21 protein-coding genes are annotated in these 25,387 nt (G+C 70.4%); 9 read left to right on the top strand and 12 right to left on the bottom strand.

Annotated elements, in window-relative coordinates:
• Positions 1-3: 3 nt before the first annotated feature.
• From gyrA to dnaA, 7 genes are all read right to left on the bottom strand, one after another.
• Positions 4-2,802, bottom strand: a complete 2,799-nt coding sequence (gyrA, locus tag NX801_RS05995; protein WP_428986067.1) for a DNA gyrase subunit A — start codon at positions 2,800-2,802, stop codon at positions 4-6.
• A 42-nt stretch (positions 2,803-2,844) separates the two neighbouring features.
• Positions 2,845-4,965, bottom strand: a complete 2,121-nt coding sequence (gene gyrB, locus NX801_RS05990) for a DNA topoisomerase (ATP-hydrolyzing) subunit B (protein WP_258785961.1) — start codon at positions 4,963-4,965, stop codon at positions 2,845-2,847.
• A gap of 763 nt (positions 4,966-5,728) precedes the next feature.
• Positions 5,729-6,310 (bottom strand): DciA family protein, encoded by a 582-nt coding sequence (locus tag NX801_RS05985; protein WP_428986074.1) that lies wholly within the window; start codon positions 6,308-6,310, stop codon positions 5,729-5,731.
• Positions 6,311-6,357: 47 nt separating this feature from the next.
• The gene (recF, locus tag NX801_RS05980; protein WP_258785957.1) at positions 6,358-7,476 is read right to left on the bottom strand and encodes a DNA replication/repair protein RecF; all 1,119 of its coding nucleotides are present in this window, start codon (positions 7,474-7,476) and stop codon (positions 6,358-6,360) included.
• A 64-nt stretch (positions 7,477-7,540) separates the two neighbouring features.
• Complete coding sequence (gene gnd / locus NX801_RS05975) at positions 7,541-8,422, bottom strand: phosphogluconate dehydrogenase (NAD(+)-dependent, decarboxylating) (protein ID WP_258785955.1); 882 nt, start codon at positions 8,420-8,422, stop codon at positions 7,541-7,543.
• A 101-nt stretch (positions 8,423-8,523) separates the two neighbouring features.
• On the bottom strand, positions 8,524-9,654 hold the full coding sequence (gene dnaN, locus NX801_RS05970) for a DNA polymerase III subunit beta (protein ID WP_258785954.1): 1,131 nt from the start codon (positions 9,652-9,654) through the stop codon (positions 8,524-8,526).
• Between the two features lie 1,038 nt (positions 9,655-10,692).
• Entirely contained in the window at positions 10,693-12,507 is a 1,815-nt protein-coding gene (dnaA, locus tag NX801_RS05965; protein WP_258785953.1) for a chromosomal replication initiator protein DnaA, read from the bottom strand.
• Positions 12,508-12,891: 384 nt separating this feature from the next.
• On the opposite strand from dnaA, the gene rpmH reads away from it, so the two are divergent.
• The 9 genes from rpmH to NX801_RS05920 all read left to right on the top strand — a co-directional run bounded on the left by rpmH (position 12,892) and on the right by NX801_RS05920 (position 20,226).
• Positions 12,892-13,029, top strand: coding sequence for a 50S ribosomal protein L34 (rpmH, locus tag NX801_RS05960; protein ID WP_003949374.1), 138 nt, complete (start codon positions 12,892-12,894; stop codon positions 13,027-13,029).
• Positions 13,030-13,047: 18 nt separating this feature from the next.
• The gene (gene rnpA / locus NX801_RS05955) at positions 13,048-13,419 is read left to right on the top strand and encodes a ribonuclease P protein component (protein ID WP_258785952.1); all 372 of its coding nucleotides are present in this window, start codon (positions 13,048-13,050) and stop codon (positions 13,417-13,419) included.
• A complete protein-coding gene (gene yidD, locus NX801_RS05950; RefSeq protein ID WP_258785951.1) occupies positions 13,416-13,742 on the top strand; it encodes a membrane protein insertion efficiency factor YidD in 327 nt (108 codons plus the stop codon). Before rnpA ends, yidD begins: the two co-directional genes overlap by 4 nt.
• A gap of 3 nt (positions 13,743-13,745) precedes the next feature.
• A complete protein-coding gene (yidC, locus tag NX801_RS05945) occupies positions 13,746-14,999 on the top strand; it encodes a membrane protein insertase YidC (RefSeq protein WP_258785950.1) in 1,254 nt (417 codons plus the stop codon).
• A 14-nt stretch (positions 15,000-15,013) separates the two neighbouring features.
• Positions 15,014-15,523: a Jag family protein gene (locus tag NX801_RS05940; RefSeq protein WP_258785949.1), complete on the top strand. Its 510-nt coding sequence runs from the start codon at positions 15,014-15,016 to the stop codon at positions 15,521-15,523.
• Between the two features lie 407 nt (positions 15,524-15,930).
• On the top strand, positions 15,931-16,641 hold the full coding sequence (gene rsmG, locus NX801_RS05935) for a 16S rRNA (guanine(527)-N(7))-methyltransferase RsmG (RefSeq protein ID WP_258785948.1): 711 nt from the start codon (positions 15,931-15,933) through the stop codon (positions 16,639-16,641).
• A gap of 317 nt (positions 16,642-16,958) precedes the next feature.
• Positions 16,959-18,083, top strand: coding sequence for a ParA family protein (locus tag NX801_RS05930; protein WP_258785942.1), 1,125 nt, complete (start codon positions 16,959-16,961; stop codon positions 18,081-18,083).
• A complete protein-coding gene (locus NX801_RS05925; RefSeq protein WP_258785941.1) occupies positions 18,080-19,165 on the top strand; it encodes a ParB/RepB/Spo0J family partition protein in 1,086 nt (361 codons plus the stop codon). Before NX801_RS05930 ends, NX801_RS05925 begins: the two co-directional genes overlap by 4 nt.
• 443 nt (positions 19,166-19,608) lie before the next feature.
• On the top strand, positions 19,609-20,226 hold the full coding sequence (locus NX801_RS05920; protein ID WP_258785940.1) for a GNAT family N-acetyltransferase: 618 nt from the start codon (positions 19,609-19,611) through the stop codon (positions 20,224-20,226).
• A 144-nt stretch (positions 20,227-20,370) separates the two neighbouring features.
• On the opposite strand, the gene trxA is transcribed toward NX801_RS05920, so the two are convergent.
• The 5 genes from trxA to NX801_RS05895 all read right to left on the bottom strand — a co-directional run bounded on the left by trxA (position 20,371) and on the right by NX801_RS05895 (position 25,386).
• Entirely contained in the window at positions 20,371-20,718 is a 348-nt protein-coding gene (gene trxA / locus NX801_RS05915) for a thioredoxin (protein ID WP_258785939.1), read from the bottom strand.
• 52 nt (positions 20,719-20,770) lie between these two features.
• Entirely contained in the window at positions 20,771-21,745 is a 975-nt protein-coding gene (trxB, locus tag NX801_RS05910; protein ID WP_258785938.1) for a thioredoxin-disulfide reductase, read from the bottom strand.
• Between the two features lie 243 nt (positions 21,746-21,988).
• The gene (locus NX801_RS05905) at positions 21,989-22,903 is read right to left on the bottom strand and encodes a hypothetical protein (RefSeq protein WP_258785937.1); all 915 of its coding nucleotides are present in this window, start codon (positions 22,901-22,903) and stop codon (positions 21,989-21,991) included.
• A complete protein-coding gene (sigM, locus tag NX801_RS05900) occupies positions 22,900-23,604 on the bottom strand; it encodes an RNA polymerase sigma factor SigM (protein ID WP_258785936.1) in 705 nt (234 codons plus the stop codon). The genes NX801_RS05905 and sigM overlap by 4 nt, the downstream gene beginning before the upstream one ends.
• A gap of 30 nt (positions 23,605-23,634) precedes the next feature.
• The gene (locus NX801_RS05895) at positions 23,635-25,386 is read right to left on the bottom strand and encodes a protein kinase family protein (RefSeq protein WP_258785934.1); all 1,752 of its coding nucleotides are present in this window, start codon (positions 25,384-25,386) and stop codon (positions 23,635-23,637) included.
• Position 25,387 lies beyond the last annotated feature (1 nt).

Raw genomic sequence — 25,387 nt, 5'->3', positions numbered from 1 at the left:
CTCTTACTCCTCGTGCTCCCCGGCCGAAGACTCCGTGTCCCCGGCGGACCCGGCCGCCTCGGCGGCCCCAGTCACCGCGACACCCTCGGTGCCGCCCGTACCTTCTGTGCCCTCTGTACCGTCGGCGCCTTCGACCTCTTCGGCCTCGGCACCCGCCTCGGCGTTGCGCGCGATGCCGACCACCGCGTCGCGCTTGCCCAGGTTGATCAGTTGGACGCCCATGGTGTCACGGCCCGTCTCCCTGACTTCGTTGACTCGCGTACGAATCACACCACCGGACAGCGTGATGGCGAGGATCTCGTCGGTCTCCTCGACCACCAGCGCGCCGACGAGCGAGCCGCGGTCCTCAACGATCTTGGCGGCCTTGATACCGAGGCCACCACGTCCCTGGACGCGATATTCGTCCACGGCGGTTCGCTTGGCGTAGCCGCCGTCCGTCGCGGTGAAGACGAACGTACCGGGCCGCACCACATTCATCGACAGCAGTTCGTCGCCCTCGCGGAAACTCATTCCCTTGACACCCGAGGTGGCGCGTCCCATCGGGCGAAGCGCCTCGTCCGTCGCGGTGAACCTGATCGACTGGGCCTTCTTGCTGATGAGCAGCAGATCGTCCTCCGCCGACACCAGCTCCGCGCCGATCAGCTCGTCGTCCCGGCCGTCCTCGGTCTCCCGGAGGTTGATGGCGATGACACCGCCGGAGCGCGAGGAGTCGTAGTCCTTGAGCGAGGTCTTCTTCACCAGACCCGCCTTGGTGGCGAGCACCAGGTAGGGCACCGCCTCGTAGTCGCGGATGGCGAGGATCTCCGCGATCTTCTCGTCCGGCTGGAAGGCGAGCAGATTGGCGACGTGCTGACCGCGGGCCTCCCGGCTGGCGTCCGGCAGCTCGTACGCCTTGGCCCGGTAGACCCGGCCCTTGTTGGTGAAGAACAGCAGCCAGTGGTGGGTGGTGGAGACGAAGAAGTGGTCGACGATGTCGTCCTCGCGAAGCTTGGTGCCCCGCACGCCCTTGCCGCCGCGCTTCTGCGAGCGGTAGTCGACGGTCTTCGTCCGCTTCACATAGCCGCCGCGGGTGATGGTGACGACGATGTCTTCCTCGGCGATCAGGTCCTCGATGGACATGTCGCCGTCGAACGGGACCAGCTTGGAGCGCCGGTCGTCGCCGAACTTCTCCACCAGCGCCGCCAGCTCCTCGCTGACGATCTGGCGCTGCCGGGACTCGGAGGCCAGGATCGCGTTGTACTCATTGATCTTCGCCTGGAGCTCGTCGTGCTCGGCGACGATCTTCTGCCGCTCCAGGGCGGCCAGCCGGCGGAGCTGCATCTCCAGGATGGCGTTGGCCTGGATCTCGTCGATCTCCAGCAGACCCATCAGGCCCTCGCGCGCCACCTCGACCGTGTCGCTGCGCCGGATGAGCGCGATGACCTCGTCGATGGCGTCCAGCGCCTTGAGCAGACCGCGCAGGATGTGCGCCCGCTCCTCCGCCTTGCGCAGCCGGTACCGGGTACGCCGGACGATGACCTCGATCTGGTGCGTCACCCAGTGCCGGATGAACGCGTCCAGTGAGAGGGTGCGCGGCACACCGTCGACCAGCGCCAGCATGTTGGCGCCGAAGTTGGTCTGGAGGTCGGTGTGCTTGTAGAGGTTGTTGAGGACGACCTTGGCGACCGCGTCCCGCTTGAGCACGATGACCAGACGCTGGCCGGTGCGCGAGGAGGTCTCGTCGCGTACGTCCGCGATGCCGCCGACCTTGCCGTCCTTCACCAGGTCGGCGATCTTCTGCGCGAGGTTGTCCGGGTTGACCTGGTAGGGCAGCTCGGTGACGACCAGGCACTGGCGGTTCTGGATCTCCTCGACCTCGACCACCGCGCGCATGGTGATGGAGCCGCGCCCGGTGCGGTACGCCTCCTCGATGCCCTTGCGGCCGACCACCAGGGCGCCGGTCGGGAAGTCCGGGCCCTTGATCCGCTCGATCAGGGCGTCGAGCAGCTCCTCATGGCCGGCGTCCGGGTGCTGGAGAGCCCACTGGGCGCCCTCCGCGACCTCGCGCAGATTGTGCGGGGGGATGTTGGTCGCCATGCCGACCGCGATGCCGGCGGAGCCGTTGACCAGCAGGTTCGGGAACCGGGACGGCAGAACCGTCGGCTCCTGGTTGCGGCCGTCGTAGTTGTCCTGGAAGTCGACGGTCTCCTCGTCGATGTCCCGGAGCATCTCCATCGACAGCGGCGCCATCTTGCACTCGGTGTAGCGCATGGCCGCCGCCGGGTCGTTGCCCGGGGAGCCGAAGTTGCCGTTGGAGTCGACCAGCGGCATCCGCATCGACCACGGCTGGGCCAGCCGGACCAGGGCGTCGTAGATCGAGGTGTCGCCGTGCGGGTGGTACGTACCCATGACGTCACCGACGACGCGGGCGCACTTGTAGAAGCCCTTCTCGGGCCGGTATCCGCCGTCGTACATCGCGTACAGCACCCGGCGGTGGACCGGCTTGAGGCCGTCCCGGACGTCCGGCAGCGCGCGCGAGACGATGACGGACATCGCGTAGTCGAGGTACGAGCGCTGCATCTCGGTCTCGAGCCCCACGGGCTCGATCCGCATCGCGGACGCCTCGTCATCCGCGGTGATCACCGGGGCGGGGGCGCCCGCCGGGGCCTCCGGGCCACCGGCGCCGCCGGCCGCGACCGTGCCGTCCTCACCGCCGCCGGCGGCCTCGCCGGCGTTCCGCGCATCCCCGGAGGCCGCAGGGGTCGCCGGGTTCTCGGGGGACTCAGGGGTTCCGGGGTTCTCAGGAGTGTTCTCGTCGGCCATTGCTGGTCTTCAGTTCCTTTCGTGCGGTCAGCTGAGACCGACTCAGATGTCGAGGAAGCGGACGTCCTTGGCATTGCGCTGGATGAACGAGCGCCGCGCCTCCACGTCCTCGCCCATCAGCACCGAGAACAGGTCGTCGGCCTGCGCGGCGTCGTCCAGGGTGACCTTGCCGAGCACCCGGTGGTCGATGTCCATGGTGGTGACGCGCAGTTCCTCGGCGTTCATCTCACCGAGACCCTTGAACCGCTGGATCGAGTCCTCCCGGATCCGCTTGCCGTTCTGCTTGCCCAGCTCCACCAGAGCGTCGCGCTCCCGGTCCGAGTAGGCGTACTCGAAGTCGTCCCGGCCCCACTTGATCTTGTAGAGCGGCGGACGGGAGAGATAGACGTGGCCCGCCTCGACCAGCGGGCGCATGAAGCGGAAGAGGAAGGTCAGCAGCAGGGTGTTGATGTGCTGGCCGTCGACGTCGGCGTCCGCCATGAGAATGATCTTGTGGTAGCGGAGCTTCTCGATGTCGAAGTCCTCGTGGACCCCGGTACCGAAGGCCGAGATCAGCGCCTGGACCTCGGTGTTCTGGAGGATCTTGTCGACCCGGGCCTTCTCGACGTTCAGGATCTTGCCGCGGATCGGCAGGATCGCCTGGTACATCGGGTTCCGGCCGGACTTGGCCGAGCCGCCGGCGGAGTCACCCTCGACGATGAAGATCTCGCACTTGATGGGGTCGTTCGACTGGCAGTCGGAGAGCTTGCCGGGCAGCGAGGCCGACTCCAGCAGACCCTTGCGCCGGGTCAGATCGCGGGCCTTGCGGGCCGCCACCCGGGCGGTGGCCGCCGCGATGCCCTTGCGGATGATGTCCGCGGCCTCGTTGGGATTGCGGTCGAACCAGTCGGTGAGGTGCTCGTGCACCACCTTCTGGACGAAGGTCTTCGCCTCGGTGTTGCCCAGCTTGGTCTTGGTCTGGCCCTCGAACTGCGGCTCGCCCAGCTTGACCGAGATGATCGCGGTGAGGCCCTCGCGGATGTCCTCGCCGGTGAGGTTGTCGTCCTTCTCACGGAGCAGCTTGCGGTCGCGGGCGTACCGGTTGACCAGGCCGGTCAGCGCGGCTCGGAAGCCCTCCTCGTGCGTACCGCCCTCATGGGTGTGGATCGTGTTCGCGAAGGAGTACACGCCCTCGGTGTACTGCGAGTTCCACTGCATCGCGATCTCGACCGAGAGCAGCCGGTCCCGGTCCTCGGCCTCGACGTCGATGACCGTGGGGTGGATCAGCTCGCCCTTGCGGCTGTTGAGGTACTTCACGAAGTCGACGATGCCGCCCTCGTAGAAGTAGGTCACCGTACGGGCCGGCGGCTCCTCGGCCGTCTCGGCCGAGGCGTCCGGGTCGTCGGCGTTCATCGTCGCCTTGGCCGACTCGCGCTCGTCGGTGAGCGTGATGGTCAGGCCCTTGTTGAGGAACGCCATCTCCTGGAAGCGCCGGGAGAGGGTCTCGAAGCTGTACTCGGTGGTCTCGAAGACGTCCGGGTCGGCCCAGAAGGTCACCGTGGTGCCGGAGTCCTCGACCGCCTCGTGCTTGGCGAGCGGCGCGGTGGGGACGCCGAGCTTGTACTCCTGCGTCCAGCGGTGGCCGTCGCGCTTGATGTCGACCGACACCTTGGTGGAGAGCGCGTTGACCACGGAGACACCGACGCCGTGCAGACCGCCGGAGACGGCGTACCCGCCGCCGCCGAACTTGCCGCCCGCGTGCAGCACGGTGAGCACGACCTCGACGGCGGGCTTCTTCTCGACGGGGTGGATGTCGACGGGGATGCCTCGCCCGTTGTCGATCACCCGGACTCCGCCGTCGGCGAGGATCGTGACGTCGATGGTGTCCGCGTGACCGGCCAGCGCCTCGTCGACGGAGTTGTCCACGACCTCCTGGACCATGTGGTGCAAGCCGCGCTCACCGGTCGAGCCGATGTACATGCCCGGCCGCTTCCGGACCGCGTCCAGCCCTTCGAGGACGGTGATCGCGCTGGCGTCGTACGAGGCGGTGACCTCGCCGTTGGCGGGAGCCTGCGGGCCGTCGGTGGGGGCGGCTGCCCCGGCGGCTTCGCCGGCGGCGGTGGACGGAGTGTTCTCGTTGGGGTTGCCGGAATCGGCCACGAAGCGCCCTTTCTGGCACAGCACAGGCCGTCTCTCCGGGCGTGCGGGAGCGGCTGCGTCGATCGACATGTTCCGCAGTGGGCGGGATTACCTACCAGTCTACCGGTAGCGCTGACACTCATGGGGGTTTGGCGGTGCCTGAGTCCGCATGTGCCGCCCTGAACCGGCGGGAACCGACTCCCCATATGCGGGGTGGGGGCCCGAGAGGCTCACGCGGGCACTCAGCGCTTCGGGATGTCAACCTGCCGCTACGGTGACGGCCGCCTCACCGACCGGCCGGTCCGCGCGCCCCCGGGCCCCGCCACCTGCCCGCACCGGCGCCGCCGGGGCACAGCACCGGGGAGACGGCGACAGAGCCACCCGCCCGCGACTCCCACCGGGCAGACGGCACGCGGCGGCCGGCCGTTCACGCAGCGGGACGGACCTCCGAAGCCGTAGGCCCCGCCCTGTTTCACGTGAAACCCCCGTTTCACGTGAAACAGCCCCGTTGACGCCACTCTGTTTCACGTGAAACAGAGCGCCTGAACACCGCCCGGTGGGCAGAGTGGAGGATCCGACAGCGGTACGACTCCGCCGATCGGCCGCCCGCCCCGGCCCGGGCCCGCCCGGTGGACCACCCGTCGCCGCGCCTCCCGGTCCCCGCCCCGCAACCGGCCCAAGCCCTCGCGGCGCGGGCGGCCCGGGCCCTTACCCCCGAAGAGTTCGCACCCGGCACCCCGCCCGGCGCGGAGAGGCGCGGCGCGCGCGGGGCGCCGGTGCGGAGGTCCCGCCCCGGTGCCCGCCCGCCTCACCCGTAGGTGTCGCCCGGCCCCGTACTGCCCGGGGCCCGCAGCGGGCCGTAGCCGCGCCGGGGACCGCCCGGCCCCAGCACCTTGATCATCTGTACCGTGCCATGGCCCAGGTCCTCGTTGAGCCGGGCCACCAGCCGGGGGGCGAGCAGCCGCAGTTGGGTGGCCCAGACGGTGGAGTCGCACTGCACGGTGAGCACCCGCTCCTCGGGATCCTCGTCGTACCGGAGCGGGACGCAGTGCTTCGCCAGGTCCTCGCCCACGATCTGCGGCCAGCGCCCCATGACCCCGCCGACCGCCGCCGGGGCCTCCCAGCCACGTTCGGTGATCAGCCGGTTGATGGCGGCTCCCAGCGGCAGCGGGTCCCGGCCGTCGGCCCGGGCACCCGAGCGCAGCCCGCCGCCCCGCCGGGCCTGCTTCTTCTGCTGGGCGGCAGCGCCCCGGGCCTTCGCCTGCTCCTTGGCGGCCCGCAGCGCCACCCGCGCCAGGTCCACACCCGACGGAGCGGGCACCGGAGCCGCGTCGGGGCCCTGGGGCGCGGCGGGGAGCGGGGCCGCACCGGCTTCCGGCCGGCCGCCCACGGGGTCCGTACCGCCCGGGCCCGTACCGCCCGGGGAGATGCCGAAGGTCACCGCCGCTCCACCGTCCCTTCCGCCACCAGGTACCGCACGCCCGCCAGCGCGTCCGGCACGTCCTCGTCCACCGCGGCCGTGACCAGCACCTGCTCGGCCGGGGCCACCAGTTCGGCCAGCCGCTCCCGGCGGCGGGCGTCCAGCTCCGCGAAGACGTCGTCCAGCACCAGTACGGGCTCGTTGCCCTCGCCGCGCAGCAGGTCGTACGAGGCGAGGCGCAGTGCCAACGCGTACGACCAGGACTCGCCATGGCTGGCGTACCCCTTGGCGGGCAGCTCGCCCAGCCCGAGCACCAGGTCGTCGCGGTGCGGGCCCACCAGGGTGACGCCCCGCTCCAGCTCCTGCTTGCGCACCTCGGCCAGCGCGCCGAGCAGTCCCTCGTACAGCTCCTCGCGCGTCCGGGCGCCCTCCACCGCGCCCTTGTAGGTGAGGGCGACCGGGCCGCCACTCGGGGCGAGCTGCTCGTACGCCTTGTCGGCCAGCGGCTGGAGGGTGGTGACCAGGTCCAGCCGGTGGGCGAGCAGCTCGGCGCCGGCCCGGGCCAGATGCTGGTCCCAGACGTCCAGGGTGGACATGTCCATGGAGCGCCCGCCGTGGCGACGGGCCAGGGCGGCGGACTTCAGCAGGGTGTTCCGCTGTCTGAGCACCCGCTCGTAGTCGGAGCGGACGCCCGCCATGCGCGGAGAACGGGCGGTGACCAGCTCGTCCAGGAACCGGCGCCGCTCGCCGGGGTCGCCCTTGACCAGCGCCAGATCCTCCGGCGCGAACAGCACGGTGCGCACGATGCCCAGCACATCACGCGGCCTGACCTGCGATGACCGGTTGATCCTGGCCCGGTTGGCGCGGCCCGGGTTGAGCTCCAGCTCGACCAGTTGGGAGCGCTCGCCCTGGGTGACGGCGGCGCGGACGATCGCCCGCTCGGCGCCCATCCGGACGAGCGGCGCGTCCGAGGAGACCCGGTGGCTGCCGAGGGTGGCGAGATAGCCGATCGCCTCGACCAGATTGGTCTTGCCCTGCCCGTTGGCGCCCACGAACGCGGTGACGCCCGGATCGAGGGGTACCTCGACCCGGGCGTACGACCGGAAGTCGGCCAGCGACAAATGCGTGACATGCATGGCTGCGCGGGGGACCTTCCGGCACGAACGGCGGCCGCGCGCACCGGCGCGCGGCCCCCTGGACCTACTTCTTGCTGGCCTCGACCGCGTGGCCGCCGAACTGGTTGCGGAGCGCGGCGATCATCTTCATCTGCGGGGAGTCGTCCTGGCGGGACGCGAACCGGGCGAAGAGCGAGGCGGTGATGGCGGGCAGCGGCACCGCGTGGTCGATGGCCGCCTCGACCGTCCACCGGCCCTCGCCGGAGTCCTGCGCGAAGCCGCGCAGTTTCTCCAGGTGCTCGTCCTCGTCCAGCGCGTCGACCGCGAGGTCGAGCAGCCAGGAGCGGATGACCGTGCCCTCCTGCCAGGAGCGGAAGACCTCACGGACGTCGGTGACCGAGTCGACCTTCTCCAGCAGTTCCCAGCCCTCGGCGTACGCCTGCATCATGGCGTACTCGATGCCGTTGTGGACCATCTTGGCGAAGTGGCCGGCGCCGACCTTGCCCGCGTGGACCGAGCCGAACTCACCCTCGGGCTTGAGCGCGTCGAAGACCGGCTGGACCTTCGCCACGTTCTCCTCGGTACCGCCGTACATCAGGGCGTAGCCGTTCTCCAGGCCCCAGACACCGCCGGAGACCCCGCAGTCGACGAAGCCGATCTCCTTGAGGCCCAGCTCGACGGCGTGCTTCTCGTCGTCGGTCCAGCGGGAGTTGCCGCCGTCCACGACCACGTCGCCGGGCGACAGCAGGCCGGCGAGTTCGTCGATGGTCGCCTGGGTGGCCGCGCCGGCCGGGACCATGACCCAGACCACCCGGGGTCCCTTGAGCTTGGACACCAGCTCTTCGAGGCTGTCGACGTCCGAGACGTCCGGGTTGCGGTCGTAGCCGATGACGGTGTGCCCCGCGCGGCGAATGCGCTCGCGCATGTTGCCGCCCATCTTGCCGAGGCCGACGAGACCGAGCTCCATCAGTGCATCCTCAAATCGTTGTGTGCCGTGTTCTGCCCGCGTCCGAGCCTACGCCCGGACGCGGTCGCACACCTGTGGGGTCAGCCGCTCAAAGGCGCTGATCAGCCGCTCAGCCGCACCGGCATGATCAGGTACTTGTAGGCCTCGTCCGCCTCGGCGTCGAGGGCCGGCCGGCCGCTCAGCAGCGCGGGCTTGGTGGACGTGGTGAAGGAGAGCTGGGCGACCGGGGAGTCGATCGCGCTGAGTCCGTCCAGCAGGAAGGTCGGGTTGAAGGCGATCGAGATGTCGTCGCCCTCCAGCTGCGCGTCCACCCTTTCCACAGCCTGTGCGTCGTCGCTGGAGCCCGCCTCCAGGATCAGCACGCCCTGCTCGAAGGTGAGCCGGACCGGGGTGTTCCGCTCGGCCACCAGGGCCACGCGCTTGACGGCCTCGACGAACGGGGCGGTCTCAATCACCGCGACGGAGTTGAACTCGGTCGGGAAGAGCGTGCGGTACTTCGGCAGGTCGCCCTCGAGCAGCCGGGTGGTGGTGCGGCGGCCGGCGCCCTCGAAACCGATCAGCCCCTCGCCGGCGCCCGAGCCGGAGAGCGCCAGGGTGACGGTGTCACCGCTGGTCAGAGACTTGGCGGTGTCCAGCAGCGTCTTGGCGGGCACCAGGGCGACGGCCGAGGCGTCCGGGGACTCCGGCTTCCACAGGAACTCGCGGACGGCGAAGCGGTAGCGGTCGGTGGAGGCCAGGGTGACGGTGTCGCCCTCGATCTCGATCCGGACACCGGTGAGGACGGGCAGCGTGTCGTCCCGGCCCGCGGCGATGGCGACCTGGGCGGCGGCGGAGGCGAAGACCTCGCCGGGCACGGTGCCGGTGGCGGTGGGCATCTGGGGCAGCGACGGGTACTCCTCCACCGGGAGGGTGTGGAGGGTGAAGCGGGAGGAGCCGCAGACCACGGTCGCCCGTACACCGTCTGTGGAGATCTCCACCGGGCGGTTGGGGAGGGCGCGGCAGATGTCGGCGAGCAGCCGGCCGGAGACGAGAACGGTGCCCTCCTCCTCCACCTCGGCCTCCACCGAGACGCGCGCGGACACCTCGTAGTCGAAGCTGGAGAAACTGAGCTGTCCGCTCTCGGCCCTCAGCAGCAGGCCAGCGAGTACGGGAGCGGGCGGCCGTGCCGGGAGGCTGCGGGCCACCCACGCCACCGCCTCCGCGAGTACATCGCGCTCCACCCGGATCTTCACCGGAACCGCCTCCTGCTGTTGCTGGCTCGCCCTGCTGGCCTTCCTCGTCCGGCATCAGGTCCCCGCCGGGGGGAGCGGATGCCGGGAACCAGTCTGACGCACACCGTCGGCACTCGGTGCGGCTCGGGGTCAAGTCATGACGAGGGGCGGACGGAGCTCCCGGCTCGAGTTGTGCACAGGCCCCGCTTCCCAACGAATTCAGCGCTAACTCTGTGTGGGAGTAGTAGTAGGGCTTGTGGAAACCGTGGATAACGTCGTCCACGCAGGTCAGAGCCCGTTTTTTGTCCACCGCACCTGTGGGCGGCGGCCGTGGACAAGTGCCTGCCGCTGTGGACACGGGAAAGTTCTGCACACTCGATGCACAGGTGGACGCCACTTCTCCCCAGTGCTGTCCCCAGCTTTACCCCGGTTCCCCACAGCCCAACCGACCACGTTGGTGTGACGGCTTTCACTCCCGCCAGTGAGACGCGGTGTCGCCTTGCCGAACAGTGGACAGCGGTGTGGAGAAGCTGTGGACCGGAGGCCGGGGCCTGTGGGCGGACAGTGGACAACTCCGAGCACGGCCTGTGGATGAATTCGTTGTCCACAGTCTGTGGAAGCCCGTCGTCCACGAATCCCCAACCAGCTGACCTGCGATGATCATCCGTGCCCCGGTCGGCTTGTGGACGGCGTCTGGACAACTCGACGGTCCCCAGCCTGTGGATGATCGTTCTGCTGCCGAACTGTGGAGAACCGCAGTCGGCGGTAGTCAGCGGTCCCTCATTCGAACAGCGGCGACCGTGCACAGGGCTGTGCACGGCTCCGGAGCCCGCCGGAAAGCCCCGTGGCGGGACCGTTCAGGGCTGCTCGGAGCCGCCGGAGCGGCCGGTCCGGGTCCGCGCCAGAGGCCCTACGGGACCGCCGGAGCCGCGCGAGGCCCCGCGGCCGTACGAAGGAAGCCGCCAGGACGCCGCAGGACCCCGGCGGTACGGCGAAGGGCGCCCCCGGAGCCGTACTCCGGAAACGCCCTTCGGTGCCGGACGGCCCGCCCGGGGCCGCTCAGCCGTTCTTGATGCGGTTGGTCAGCTCGGTGACCTGGTTGTAGATGGAGCGCCGTTCCGCCATGAGCGCCCGGATCTTGCGGTCGGCGTGCATCACCGTCGTATGGTCCCGGCCGCCGAACTGGGCGCCGATCTTCGGCAGCGAGAGGTCGGTCAGCTCCCGGCAGAGGTACATCGCGATCTGCCGGGCCGTCACCAGCACCCGGCTGCGCGACGATCCGCACAGGTCCTCGACGGTCAGCCCGAAGTAGTCCGCGGTCGCCGCCATGATGGCGCCGGCCGTGATCTCCGGGGCCGCGTCCTCGCCGCCCGGGATCAGGTCCTTCAGCACGATCTCGGTCAGTCCCAGGTCCACCGGCTGCCGGTTGAGCGAGGCGAAGGCCGTCACCCGGATCAGCGCGCCCTCCAGTTCCCGGATGTTCCGCGAGATCCGCGAGGCGATGAACTCCAGCACCTCCGGCGGGGCGTTGAGCTGCTCCTGCACCGCCTTCTTCCGCAGGATCGCGATACGCGTCTCCAGCTCCGGCGGCTGCACATCGGTGGTGAGCCCCCACTCGAACCGGTTGCGCAGCCGGTCCTCCAGGGTCATCAGCTGCTTGGGCGGCCGGTCGGAGGAGAGGACGATCTGCTTGTTGGCGTTGTGCAGGGTGTTGAAGGTGTGGAAGAACTCCTCCTGCGTCGACTCCTTGCTCGCCAGGAACTGGATGTCGTCGACGAGCAGGATGTCCACGTCCCGGTAGCGCTTGCGGAAGGTGTCGCCCTTGCCGTCGCGGATCGAGTTGATGAACTCGTTGGTGAACTCCTCGGAGCTCACGTACCGCACCCGGGTGCCCGGATAGAGGCTGCGCGCGTAATGACCGATCGCGTGCAGCAGATGGGTCTTGCCGAGCCCGGACTCCCCATAGATGAAGAGCGGGTTGTACGCCTTGGCCGGTGCCTCGGCGACGGCGACGGCGGCCGCGTGGGCGAACCGGTTCGACGAGCCGATGACGAAGGTGTCGAAGAGGTACTTCGGGTTGAGCCGGGCGTGCTGTTCGCCCGGTGCGCCCGGCGTCCCCGGCGCGCCTCCGCCGGAGCCCGGCCCGGTGCCGTGCCCCGGGCCGCCCGGCCGGTGCGCGCCGGGTTCGGGCAGCTCGCGGCGCTCGGCGCGGCCGCGGTCGTGCGGGTCGTGCTGCTCGCGCGGCGCGTGCGGTTCGTAGGAGGGCAGGTGCTCCCCTGAGCCGGAGCCCGGACCGCGGTAGTCGCGGTGCGGCTGCTCCTGGCGGGAGGAGCCGTAGGGCTCGCGCTCCTGGAACCCGCCGAGCCGTGGCTGCTGCCAGGAGAGGTCCTCCTGCACGCGCGGCCAGACGCCGGGATCGGGACGCTGCTGCTGGTAGTCGGGGTAGGCGGGGCGGGCCACCGGCAGGCCGTCGTCCGGCAGGGAGCGGTGCCCGTAGGAGTCGTACGAGCCGTAGCCGTCCCCGTCGGAGGGGCGTGGCGGGTCGTCGTAGCGCGGCTGCTGCGGACGGGACGGCGGGGCGGGCGGGGCCGGCGGCTCACCCGCCGAGTCGTCCACGGTGATCGCGATCCGGATGGGCCGGCCGCACTCGCGGCTGAGAGTCTCGCTGATCAGCGGAGCGAGCCGGCCCTCCAGCACGCGCTTGCCCCATTCGTTGGGGACGGCGAGCAGCGCGGTGTCGGCGACCAGGGCGAGCGGCTGGCAGCGCTCGATCCACTGCTTGTCCTTCGGCTCGATGCCCTGCTGGCCCTCCCCGAGGAGCTGGTCCAGGACTCGTGGCCACACTGCGGCAAGATCGGCAGGTACGTCAGCCACGCGGCACGCTCTCTCACAGGTCCCACGAATGTGTGCTTCTTGGGACGGTACGGGTTGGATCCGGCAGGCGGGAAGGAAAGGAATCCGAGTTCAGCCACGGTAGTCGGGCCGCCGCGCACGGTTCAAGTTGTTGTCCACAGGCTGTGCATAGTGGGCCCCGGCGGGGAGCGGGTTTGACCGGATGGCGTAGCCGCGCGTACCGTAACCAGGTCGAGTTGTCGATGGCTGCTGCCGCCTGCCTCCGATGGGCAAAGGTCACGACCAGCGGTTTTCCGTGTCGTGAGTAGAAGCGGTGCACTCGGGCGTATTGCGAGCTACTCGTGGGCGCACGGTGACAGCCAGGCGATGTCCCGCCACCACTGAAATCATTTCTGGAGCCCCCGAGTGAGCAAGCGCACCTTCCAGCCGAACAACCGTCGTCGCGCGAAGACCCACGGTTTCCGCCTGCGCATGCGTACCCGTGCCGGCCGCGCGATTCTCGCGTCCCGCCGTGGCAAGGGTCGCGCACGCCTGTCCGCCTGATCGCGAACAGGTCGTGACGTGCTGCCTTCCGAGAATCGGCTGAGGCGGCGCGAGGACTTCGCGACCGCGGTACGCCGAGGACGCCGGGCCGGGCGCCCGCGCCTCGTCGTCCACCTACGAAGCGGTGCAACGGACCCGCACGCGCCTGGGGAGAGCGCTTCCCCGACGCGTGCGGGTTTCGTTGTCAGCAAGGCCGTCGGTGGTGCCGTCGTCCGCAACCAGGTGAAGCGCAGACTGCGCCATCTGATGCGGGACCGGCTCTCCGAGCTGCCCCCCGGTAGCCTGGTGGTAGTGCGGGCGCTGCCCGGAGCGGGTGACGCCGAAACCGCACAGCTGGCCCGAGACCTGGACGCCGCCCTGCAGCGGTTGCTGGGAGGGGGCGCGCGATGAAGTACCCGCTGCTGGCTCTCATCAAGCTGTACCAGTGGACGATCAGCCCGCTGCTCGGGCCCGTCTGCCGGTACTACCCGTCGTGTTCCCACTACGGATTTACGGCCATCGACCGGCACGGCGCCGTGAAGGGCAGCGCTCTCACCGCCTGGCGCATCCTGCGGTGCAACCCGTGGTCGCCCGGCGGTGTGGACCACGTCCCGCCCCGCAGGCGTCCGCGCTGGCACGAACTGCTGCGCGCCAAGCTGCGCGGCGGCAAGGGCGGGCACTCCGCCGAGACGAGCCCGGCCGCAGAGACCTCGCCCAATGCTCAAGGAGCCTGATTAGTGGACACGATTGCCAGTCTGTTCAGCTTCATCACCACACCCGTCTCGTGGGTCATCGTCCAGTTCCACAAGCTGTACGGAGCTCTCTTCGGACCCGACACGGGCTGGGCCTGGGGTCTGTCGATCGTGTCCCTGGTGGTGCTGATCCGGGTCTGTCTGATCCCGCTCTTCGTGAAGCAGATCAAGTCGACCCGGAACATGCAGGCGCTCCAGCCCAAGATGAAGGCGATCCAGGAGCGCTACAAGAACGACCGCCAGCGTCAGTCCGAAGAGATGATGAAGCTCTACAAGGAGACGGGCACCAACCCGCTCTCCTCGTGTCTTCCCATCCTGGCGCAGTCGCCGTTCTTCTTCGCCCTGTACCACGTGCTCTCCAGCATCGCTTCGGGCAAGACCATCGGCGTCATCAACCAGTCGCTGCTCGACAGCGCCCGGCAGGCGCACATCTTCGGGGCCCCGCTCGCCGCGAAGTTCATGGACAGCCCCGAGAAGGTCGCGGCGCTCGACGCCTCGCTGAACAGCGTGCGCATCGTCACGGCGGTCATGATCGTGATGATGTCGGCCTCGCAGTTCTACACGCAGCGCCAGCTGATGATGAAGAACGTCGACCTGACGGTGAAGACCCCGTACATGCAGCAGCAGAAGATGCTGATGTACATCTTCCCGCTGATCTTCGCTGTGATGGGCATCAACTTCCCGGTCGGTGTCCTCGTCTACTGGCTGACCACCAACGTCTGGACCATGGGCCAGCAGATGTTCGTGATCAACCAGAACCCGACGCCGGGCAGCAAGGCCCAGGACCACTACCTCCAGCGCCTGCTCAAGAGCGTCAGCACGCATGGGGAAGTACGCGGCCGGCGTCGGCGCAATGTCGTCCAGGCCGTCGTCGCCAAGGGGCCGGACCGCAACGAGAACGAGCGGCGCTTCATCACCGGGCTCGCCAAGGCGGGCTTCTCGGCCCAGGCGGACGGCAGCGTCGCCAAGGCCGACCCGGCCACCGCCGAGGCGGAGGACGCCGCAGCGGGCCGCCGTCAGCAGCCAAGGCGGCAGAGCAAGGCTCAGCGGCAGACCGGCGGCACCACGGCCGCCAGGACGTCGCTGGAGAAGAAGGACGGAGACGCCGGGGACACCGCCGCGGAGGAGCGCGCCGGGGCCGGTTCCGGCGGCGACTCCGCGCCCCGCTCCGCTCGCCAGGCCAAGTCCGGACAGCGCAAGGGCCCGCAGCGGCCCAAGCACCCGTCGTCCAAGAAGTAAGAAGGAGTCCATCCGTGACGGAAGGCACCACCTCTGCCGCCGAGGGTGTCGACACCCTGACCCGCCTGGAGCAGGAGGGTGAGATCGCGGCCGACTACCTTGAGGGCCTCCTCGACATCGCCGATCTCGACGGCGACATCGACATGGACGTCGAGGCCGATCGGGCTGCCGTCTCGATCGTCAGCGACGCGGCGGGCCGCGATCTTCAGAAGCTCGTCGGCCGGGACGGCGAGGTGCTGGAGGCGCTCCAGGAGCTGACCCGGCTGGCCGTGCACCGGGAGACCGGTGAGCGCAGCCGGCTGATGCTGGACATCGCCGGATTCCGGGCCAGGAAGCGCGCCGAGCTCGCCGAGCTGGGCGCCAAGGCGGTGGACGAGGTCAGGTCCTCGGGGGAGCCGGTGCGACTGAAGCCGATGACCCCGTTCGAGCGCAAGGTGGTGCACGACGCGGTCGCCGCCGCCGGCCTGCGCAGCGAGTCCGAGGGCGAGGAGCCGCAGCGCTTCGTCGTTGTGCTGCCTGCCTGATCGCGTTCCCCGCCCGGCCCCGTCTGTGCGCAGACGGGGCCGGCGTCTGTCGGTCCCCCGGTCCCCGGCGGTGCCGGCCGAACCCTTCCCGCGGCTCCACTGCGGAGTCGTCCGGTGCACCTGGGGAACCCGGGCCTCCCCGAACCCGTCGCGAGGCCGGCTCCAGGTCCGAGGCCGGGGGTCGGGTCCGCTCCCGGTCTCCAGGGGCGTGTCCGGTCCTCCGGGCGCCACCGGGGCCGGGCCGGCGGTCGTCCATGGCGACATCGGCGGGCGAGGGGTTTCATCGGATGCCTCCGTTCTTTCCGGTCGAACGGAGGCCGTGGTCCCGGCAGGATCGACCGGAGAAGGACCGGCCTCGACCGGTCGGCCACTCAGTCCCGCAAAGCGGTACGGAAGGACGTGTTCCCGTGACGGAGGCAGAAGAGCTTCCCCAGGCCCCCGAGGCAGCACGGACGGTATTCGGTGAGTTCTTCCCGGAGGCCGTCCGGTATGCCGAGCTTCTGGCGGACGCCGGGGTCAAGCGCGGTCTGATCGGACCGCGTGAAGTTCCCCGGCTCTGGGAGCGCCACTTGCTGAACTGCGCGGTGCTCTCGGAGGTCGTCCCGGAGGGCGTCACGGTCTGCGATGTCGGCTCCGGCGCGGGGCTGCCGGGCATCCCGCTGGCGCTGGTCCGCCCGGATCTTCGGATCACCCTGCTGGAACCGCTGCTGCGCCGCACCAACTTTCTCCAGGAGGTCGTCGAGCTGTTGGGCCTCGACCATGTGACCGTGGTGCGAGGCCGCGCCGAGGAGATGCTCGGCAAGGTGCCGCCGGTGCATGTGGTGACCGCGCGGGCCGTGGCGCCGCTGGACCGGCTGGCCGGCTGGGGTGTCCCTCTCCTCCGGCCGTACGGGGAAATGCTGGCGCTCAAGGGGGACACCGCCGAGGAGGAGCTGCGAGGCGCCCGGGCGGCGCTCGGCAGGCTGGGTGTGGTGAACACCTCCGTTCTCCAGGTCGGTGAGGGGCTGGTCGACCCGATGTCCACGGTGGTGCGGGCCGAGGTGGGCGAGAGCCCCGGCGGGGTGCGCTTCGCGGCCAAGCGGGCCAAGGCGGCACGGCCCTCGCGCCGCCACCGCTGACGGATGGCTGATCCCGTGGGGCCCGAGGGCTTCACGGGCCCTCCGGGGGATCTTCCGGGAGCTGAGCCCGCGCAGGGCTCGTCTCTGCCGCACCTCCATGAGGGGGCGCCTCGCGGAGTGTCGCCCCCTATGGGCCAGGGGCCGCAGGCATCGTGTTTCACGTGAAACATCGCTCACTGCTCCACGGAATCATCAGCCGGGGGCGTCCGGCCGGGTCATCGCGCGATCGTCGGGAACCCCCACGGGTCACCGGATTGTCCACAGAGGGGGATTCATCCACAGAAGCCCGGGCCTCGCTGGTTCGTGACCCCAAAAGCATGGCAGGCTCTGTCCATCGCGAGCCTGAAGCCGAGGAGAGTGAATCCTTGCGGTCCGACGCCAACATCGCGGGACCGATGACCGACCCGGTCCCCGGCCCCCGCACCGAATCACCCGGGGATGATGTTTCACGTGAAACACCGCCCTTGACCGACGGCGGCGCCGGCCCCGCGGGTGGTGCCGATCCCGTCGGCGCGCCCGTCGGCCGGGCCGCCCAGCTGGCCGTGGAGGCGCTGGGCCGGGCCGGCGCCGGTCTTCCTCGGCCGGAACAGACCCGGATCATGGTCGTCGCCAACCAGAAGGGCGGAGTCGGCAAGACGACCACCACGGTCAATCTCGCCGCCTCGCTGGCGCTGCACGGCGCCCGTGTCCTGGTCATCGACCTCGACCCGCAGGGCAACGCCTCCACCGCCCTCGGTATCGACCACCATGCCGAGGTCCCCTCGATCTATGACGTCCTGGTGGAGGGCAAACCGCTCTCCGACGTGGTTCAGCCCGTCCCGGACGTCGAGGGCCTCTTCTGCGCCCCGGCCACCATTGATCTCGCCGGTGCGGAGATCGAGCTGGTGTCGCTGGTGGCGCGGGAGAGTCGGCTCCAGCGTGCCATCCAGGCGTATGAGCAGCCGCTGGACTACATCCTCATCGACTGCCCGCCGTCGCTGGGGCTGCTGACCGTCAACGCTCTGGTGGCGGGCGCCGAGGTACTCATCCCGATCCAGTGCGAGTACTACGCGCTGGAGGGCCTCGGCCAGCTGCTGCGCAATGTGGAGCTGGTGCGGGGGCACCTCAACACCCATCTCCATGTCTCCACGATCCTGCTCACCATGTACGACGGCCGTACCCGGCTGGCCTCACAGGTGGCCGAGGAGGTGCGCAGTCACTTCGGTGGCGAGGTGCTGCGTACCAGCATCCCGCGCTCGGTCCGGATCTCCGAGGCGCCGAGCTATGGGCAGACGGTATTGACCTACGATCCGGGATCCAGTGGCGCCCTTTCCTATCTGGAGGCGGCGCGTGAGATCGCCCTGCGTGGCGCCGGTATCCACTACGACGTCCACCACGGTCACCAGGGCGGCCGCCCCGGTGACCCGAACAACCAGCACAGCATGTCGGAGGGGATTCAGTGAGCGAGCGACGTAGGGGACTGGGCCGCGGTTTGGGGGCGCTGATCCCCGACGCGCCCCAGGAGCGACCGGTCGCATCGGTGCCGAAGGGCGCCTCCCCCGGTCCGGCCGCTGCGCTGACGGGGCGTGGAGCTCCGGTCGCCACGGTGACGAATCCGCGGGGCACGAGAGCGAGCCTGCCCTCCCAGGAGCGGCAGGAGGAGCGGGAGCCGGTGGAGGCGGAGGCCGGGTCGCCGGCCGGGGCGTACTTCGCGGAGCTGCCGCTCGGCGCGATCACCCCCAACCCGCGCCAGCCGCGTGAGGTCTTCACCGAGGAGGCGCTGGCCGAGCTGGTCGTCTCCATTCAGGAGGTCGGCCTGCTCCAGCCGGTCGTCGTCCGGCAGGTCGCCCCCGAGCGGTATGAGCTGATCATGGGCGAGCGGCGGTGGCGGGCCTGCCGGGAGGCGGGACTCGAGCGGATCCCGGCCATCGTCCGGGCCACGGACGACGACCGGCTGCTCCTCGACGCCCTGCTGGAAAACCTGCACCGGGCCCAGCTGAATCCGCTGGAGGAGGCCGCCGCCTACCAGCAGCTCCTGGAGGAATTCCACTGCACCCATGACGAGCTGGCCGATCGGATCGGTCGCTCGCGTTCCCAGGTCTCCAACACCCTCCGGTTGCTGCGGCTTCCGCTGCCGGTCCGGCGCAGGGTCGCCGCCGGAGTCCTCTCCGCCGGCCACGCCCGGGCCCTGTTGCCAGTGGCGGACCCGGAGGCTCAGGAGCAGCTGGCACAGCGGATCGTTGCCGAGGGGCTGTCGGTCCGCTCGGTGGAGGAGCTTGTCACCCTGATGGGTTCGGAGCCGGAGGCCCCGGCCAAGTCCCGGGGGCCCCGGGCCGGTTCCCGGGTCTCCCCGGCCCTGACTGGTCTGGCTTCCCGGCTCTCCGACCGCTTCGAGACCCGGGTGAAGGTCGACCTGGGCCAGAAGAAGGGCAAGATCGTGGTCGAGTTCGCCTCCATGGAGGACCTGGAGCGGATTCTCACCACCCTGGCCCCCGGCGAGGGCCGGGTGCTGGAGCCGGACTCCGACCGGCAGGACGGCTCGTAGAACGGGCGACCTCCGGCTCGCGGAGCGGGTGACGCACGAGCGGACGAGGCGTACGGGGACGGGTGAGGCCGAGCGCCGTACCCCGGCGGCCGGGTTCCGGCACCACCCGTACCCACCGGTCGGTCCGCTCGCGCTTGCAGGCCCCGGCCCGGGGAAGTCTCAGGGCGGATCGCGTGTCCGGTGCACACCGGCGGTGGTCCGCCCTGTGGCGTCTTCCCGTATGCGTGTCATCGCCCGATCGCTACGATGCGTATCGGTATGCGCATCCGCCTGATCACCGCGGAGGGAGAGCCAGGCATGCGAGAGGTGAGCCGCAGCCAATGGGTCACGGCGGGCCTGGGGCTCGGAGCCCTGGGTGGCTTTGTCGGAAGCCTGCTGCGCGAGAGGAGCACACTGGCGGCCGCTCGCGAGGCAGCGGGCGAGGGAAGTGAGGAGCAGCCTTCATGGGGCGTCGGCTCGTACCGCTCACGCTGGACAACCTTCCGGACCTCCCCCAGCGGTGCCGCTCCTGTGTCTTCTGGGAGCTTGACCCGGTCAGCGGAGAAGCCGCGGTAAAGGCGGGCACACCCGGGCTGGAGAAGGAGGCGTGGATTTCGGCCGTTCTCCTGGACTGGGGCTCCTGTGGCCGGGTCGTCTATGTGGACGACACACCGGTGGGCTTCGTTCTCTACGCTCCACCCGCCTATGTGCCCCGCTCCACCGCCTTTCCGACCAGCCCGGTCTCCCCGGACGCCGTTCAGCTGATCACCGCCCTGATCATGCCCGGCTACCAGGGGCAGGGACTGGGGCGGGTGATGGTGCAGACGGTGGCGAAGGACCTGCTGCGCCGGGGCTTCAGAGCGGTGGAGGCGTTCGGGGACGCCCGCTGGAAGGAGCCCGCATGTCTGCTGCCCGCAGACCATCTGCTCTCGGTGGGGTTCAAGACGGTCCGCCCGCACCCCGTCTATCCACGGCTGCGGCTGGAGCTCCGCACCACCCTTTCCTGGAAGGAAGACGTCGAGCTGGCCCTGGACCGGTTGCTGGGCGCCGTTCAGAAGGAGCCCGCGCTCCGGCCGCTCTAGGAGGGAGGGGTCCCGCGTCGGCATGCGGAACGGCCCACCCCGAGCGGGATGGGCCGTTCCGAATTCCCGGCTTTTTGGTTTCACGGTTTCACGTGAAACATCTCCACCACTTCGCCGGGCAGTCGGCCCGGCGAAACGCCGTTGTCAGGCCTTGGCGGCCGGGTCCCCGAGGAAGGGCTCCAGGTCGCGGACAATGGCGGCCTTCGGCTTGGCACCGACGATGGTCTTGGCGACCTCGCCGCCCTGGTAGACGTTGAGCGTCGGGATGGACATGACGCCGTACTTGGCCGCCGTGGCGGGGTTCTCGTCGATGTTGAGCTTGACCACCTCGATCTGATCGCCATGCTCAGCGGCGATGGCCTCCAGCGACGGGGCGATCTGGCGGCAGGGACCGCACCAGGCAGCCCAGAAGTCCACCAGAACGGGCTTCTTGCTGTTGAGGACGACCTCCTCGAAGGAGTCGTCGGTCACGTTCTGCAGGGCGCCGGCCACGGCGGCCTCCTTATTTGCTCGGGGAGAGGGGTGGGGGTGGGGCGGGGGGTAATCAGACGGCAGGAGTCTTCTCCGGCTCCGCGGCCTTCTCGGTGTCACCGAGAGCCGCCAGGAAGCGCTCGGCGTCCAGCGCGGCGGAGCAACCGGTACCGGCCGCGGTGATGGCCTGGCGGTAGGTGTGGTCCACCACATCGCCGGCGCCGAAGACACCGGTGAGGTTGGTGTGGGTGGACGGGGCCTCGACCTTCAGATAGCCCTCGTCGTCCAGGTCCAGCTGGCCCTTGAACAGCTCGGTGCGGGGGTCATGGCCGACGGCGATGAAGAGACCGGTCACCGCGAGCGGGGTGGTCTCCCCCGACTTGGTGTTGCGGAGGGTGAGACCAGTGAGCTTCTGCTCGCCGTGAATCTCGGCGACCTCGCTGTCCCACGCGAAGGAGATCTTCGGGTCGGCGAAGGCACGCTCCTGCATGGCCTTGGAGGCACGGAGGGTGTCACGGCGGTGCACGATGGTGACCGACTTGGCGAACCGGGAGAGGAAAGTGGCCTCCTCCATCGCGGTGTCACCGCCGCCGACCACGGCGATGTCCTGGTCCTTGAAGAAGAAACCGTCACAGGTGGCGCACCAGGAGACGCCGCGTCCGGAGAGGGCGTCCTCGTTCGGGAGGCCGAGCTTGCGGTGCTGGGAGCCGGTCGTGACGATGACGGCCTTGGCACGGTGCACCGTACCGGCGGTGTCGGTCACGGTCTTGATGTCGCCGGTGAGGTCGACGGCGACCACGTCGTCCGGGAGGAGCTCGGCGCCGAACCGCTCAGCCTGGGCCCGCATGTTGTCCATCAGGTCGGGTCCCATGATGCCGTCGCGGAAACCGGGGAAGTTCTCCACGTCGGTCGTGTTCATCAGGGCGCCACCGGCGGTGACGGCGCCTTCGAAGACCAGCGGCTTCAGGGAGGCACGCGCGGTGTAGAGCGCAGCCGTATAGCCGGCGGGCCCGGAACCGATGATGATCACGTTACGGACGTCGCTCACGGGTTTTCCTCGTCTCTGCGGACTGCCTACTGTCCATGGGGCGGGGTCAGGGACTCTTACCCCACCCAACGGATCCTACGGGGTCGGCATTCCCGGCCCCCCGCTCCGGCCAAGGGGCGACCGCCGGAGGAGCGAGACCGGCGGCGGGCCGGATGCGCGGTCGTACGGTGGCCCGTGGCGCACGCACTCGTCCGACCTCGGCCGGACACGGTGGCCGCCGGCTCACGGAGCGCTCGTTCGGCCCTACGGGCGGGGATACGACTCGGTCCTCAGTACCCGGGCCGGGGCCCCGTCCGGGGAAGCGGTGCAGGAGGCGTCCAGCACCAGGGCATCGACCCGGGTGGTGTCCCCGGGGCGGGGAAGCAGTACCAGATAGGCCGCGTGTCCCTGGTAGGTGCCTGCCTCGGCGGCCAGCGGTGCGGTGTCGCGGTGTGTCCCCGCCCGGACACAGGACGGGAGCCCCGCCTCCTCGGTGCGCATGACATGGGGGCCGGTGTCATTGTGCTCCGACGGTGCTCGGTGCGGCGTCTTGAGCCCCCGGTTCTCGTGTGCCGGCGTCTCGGTGAGCAACTCCCGGACGCGACGGTCGAGGGGGGCGCCGGAGAAGGCGGCTGGAGCACCGGTGGAGGCTTCGCTCGGCCGGGCCGCGGTGGATTTCTCACCGGCGGGGTCGCTCGGCTGGAACAGCAGCACACCCACACCGGCGGCGGCCACACCGAGGACAGTTCCCAGGATCGCCGCCCGGCGCCGGCCCCGGGTGCGGCGGGTACGCCCCGGCCCGTTGGTGTCGGTGCGAGGCCGGCCGGCCGGACGGTCGGCGGACCGGGCGGCCGGGGACGGCTCGCCGGTGGGCCCGGTTGTTTCACGTGAAACATTGGCGCCAGGGCCCTCCGGCGGCGCGGTGGATTCGAGCAGTGCCTCGGCGGCCAGGGCGGCATCGATGCGGCCGGCGACATCGGCCGGCATCCGGCTCGGGCCGGGCAGGGTGCCCAGGAGTCCGCGGATTTCCTCCAGCGAGGTGCGGACATCGGCGCACAGCTCGCAGCCGCCGAGATGGCGGCGCACATCGGCGGTGCGGCCCGGTGGAAGGAGCCCTTCGGTGAGATCGGAGATCTCAGAGACGTCCGGGTGCTGTGCCGTGTCGGCCGTGGATGTCACGCGCGCCCACCTCCGCCCTTCGCAGCAGCAGGATCACTCGGCCCTGCCTCCTTCGGTCCCGACACCGGTGGGACGGTTGTCCCCGGCGTCCGGTTCCTTCCCCCGTCCTCACCGACGTTACCCATGGAGTCGCCGCGCAGATGAGTGAGCATGGGCAGCAGCCGGGCCCGGCCCCGGGCACAGCGGCTCTTGACCGTCCCCGGCGGCACATCGAGCATCCGGGCCGCCTCGGCCACCGGGTAGCCCTGCATGTCCACCAGGACCAGGGCGGCGCGCTGCTCCGCCGGGAGCCGGCCCAGGGCGGCGATCAGCTGTCGGTGCAGGTCCTGGCGCTCGGCCGGTGCCTCGGCCGACTCATGGGGCTCGAGCAACTGGTCCAGCCGCTCCGTGTCGTCGACCGGGGAGGTGCGGCGGACGACGGCCTTGCGCGCCCGGTCCAGACAGGCATTGACGGTGATCCGGTGCAACCAGGTGGTCACGGCCGACTGGCCGCGGAAGGTATGGGCCGCCCGGAACGCCGAGACCAGGGCGTCCTGGACCGCGTCGGCGGCCTCCTCACGGTCTCCGAGGGTGCGCAGCGCCACCGCCCAGAGACGGTCGCGGTGGCGTCGCACGAGCTCACCGAAGGCATCCGGGTCACCCGCGACATGGCGGGCCAGGAGCTCCTGGTCGCCACTGCCGGCGCGTGTGCCGTCGTCCATCGGTGAGCCCCCCTCCCGCGGCGATCCGGGTCAGCCGGTGAACCTGACGTCGGTGATGCCCTGCTTGTACCCCGCGCCGCTGTACCCGTCCTGGGCGGAGTACGGCAGGGCGGTCAGCCACAGCAGGACGTACCGGGTCTTGACCGGCTTCTTGGCGGTGAGCACCAGCGACGAGCTCCCGGTGCGTCCACCGGCGATCTTCTCCATGGAGCTCACCGGTCCCGAGGGGGAGAGCCCATCGGTGGCGTAGATCGCCGCCGTCGTGTGGGGCCCACCGTGCCGCAGCGCTATCGAGGCGGCAGCGACATCCTTCTCGGCGCCGAGGTCGTAGACGATGCCCACCCCCGACTTCACCGAGGGGGCGAACTCCGGACCGTCGTTGAAGCTGTTGGTGCGCCAGTAGGTGGAGGCGTCACCGTCGTGGGACTTGGACGCGTCCTCGGCGTCCTGTGGGGAGCCGTCCGGCGCGTACTCCCGGGCGTCCTGGACGGCCAGTGGAGCGAGCGGCGCGGGACTGTGCTTCTCACCGCCGCCCGCGACGATCGAGGGCGCGGTGTTCTTCGGCTCCTCGGCCGACTTCTCCTTGGAGAGCAGCTTGTCGGCCACCTGCCAGCTGCCCAGCCCCAGCGCCGCGATGAGGAGCGCCGAGACGGCCCATTTCAGGGCCCGCCCGGTACGGCTCTGCAACGGTGGCGGCGGGACCGGCACGGGCTGCGGGGCCGCCGGACCGGGACGGCCGGGCGGCCGGCCGTATCCGCCCTGCGGGAAGGTGGTGCGCGGGTACTCCGGCGGCGGCGGGAACTCGGGCTCCGGCGGACGGATGCGCGGCATCGCCGCCACGGCCTTGGAGAGCTCGTCAGGGGTGGCGCAGGGCGGTTCCTGGCGGGAGGCGGTCGCCCCGTCGTTGACCAGGGCGCGCATCGCCAGCTCCGAGAGACCCCGGTGCACTCCCGCGCGCACCTGGTCCGGCGGAATGAGCCCGACGCCCTTGGGCAGCCCGGAAAGGCCGTGCGCATGGGTCTCATAGGGCCAGCGCTGGGTGAGCGCGGCGTACAGCAGGGCGCCGATGGCCTCGGTGTCGGCCTGCTGCGGACGCTCGGCGGTGACCCCGCGCAGGGCGGCGTTCACGGCGAGGCCGCGGATCCGGTACTGGCCGGTGGAACTGCGCAGAACGGTCCCGGGGGTCAGACACAGGTGGGCCAGGCCCTCCCGGTGGGCGGCCGCCATCGCCTGGGAGACCTGGCTGACGAGTTGGTAGGCGTCGTGCGGTTCCAGCGGGCCGGCCGCGAGCAGGGCGGTGAGTTCGGTGGCGTCCGGTAGCCACTCGTGCACCACGTAGACGAGGTCGTTGTCCTCGACGGCGTCCAGCACCTGCACGAACCGGGGGTCGCCGAGGAGCGCCGAGGAGCGCGCCGCCGCGAGCACCGACCGGGCCCTCGGGTGGTCGGCGGGGAGGACGTGCACTCCGACCGCGCGGCGCAGCTTCTCGTCGACGGCGCGCCAGCTGCTGAAGCCGTCCAGACGGGTGAGGCACTCCTCCAGCCGGTATCGTCTGGCGAGCTTGTGGCCGCTGTGCAGCTCGGGCGACGCGGTCACGGCGGGTTCCCGCGAACCGGACGCATCGGCGTGGTCCCGGTCGGACCCACCGGCCCGCTCGGACCGTTCACCGGCTCCCTGTGTTTCCGCCACCCCGTCGTTCGCGGCCTGCTCCGCCTTGGCGGACAGCGGCTCGTCACCGCTGTTGTCGGCCACGTCGACGGCAGCCGTGCTACGTTCCGCCACC

Source organism: Streptomyces pyxinae (genome assembly GCF_024756275.1).
In the GTDB taxonomy this organism is placed as follows: Bacteria; Actinomycetota; Actinomycetes; order Streptomycetales; family Streptomycetaceae; genus Streptomyces; species Streptomyces pyxinae.
This window is presented reverse-complemented; position numbering and strand designations above follow the sequence as displayed.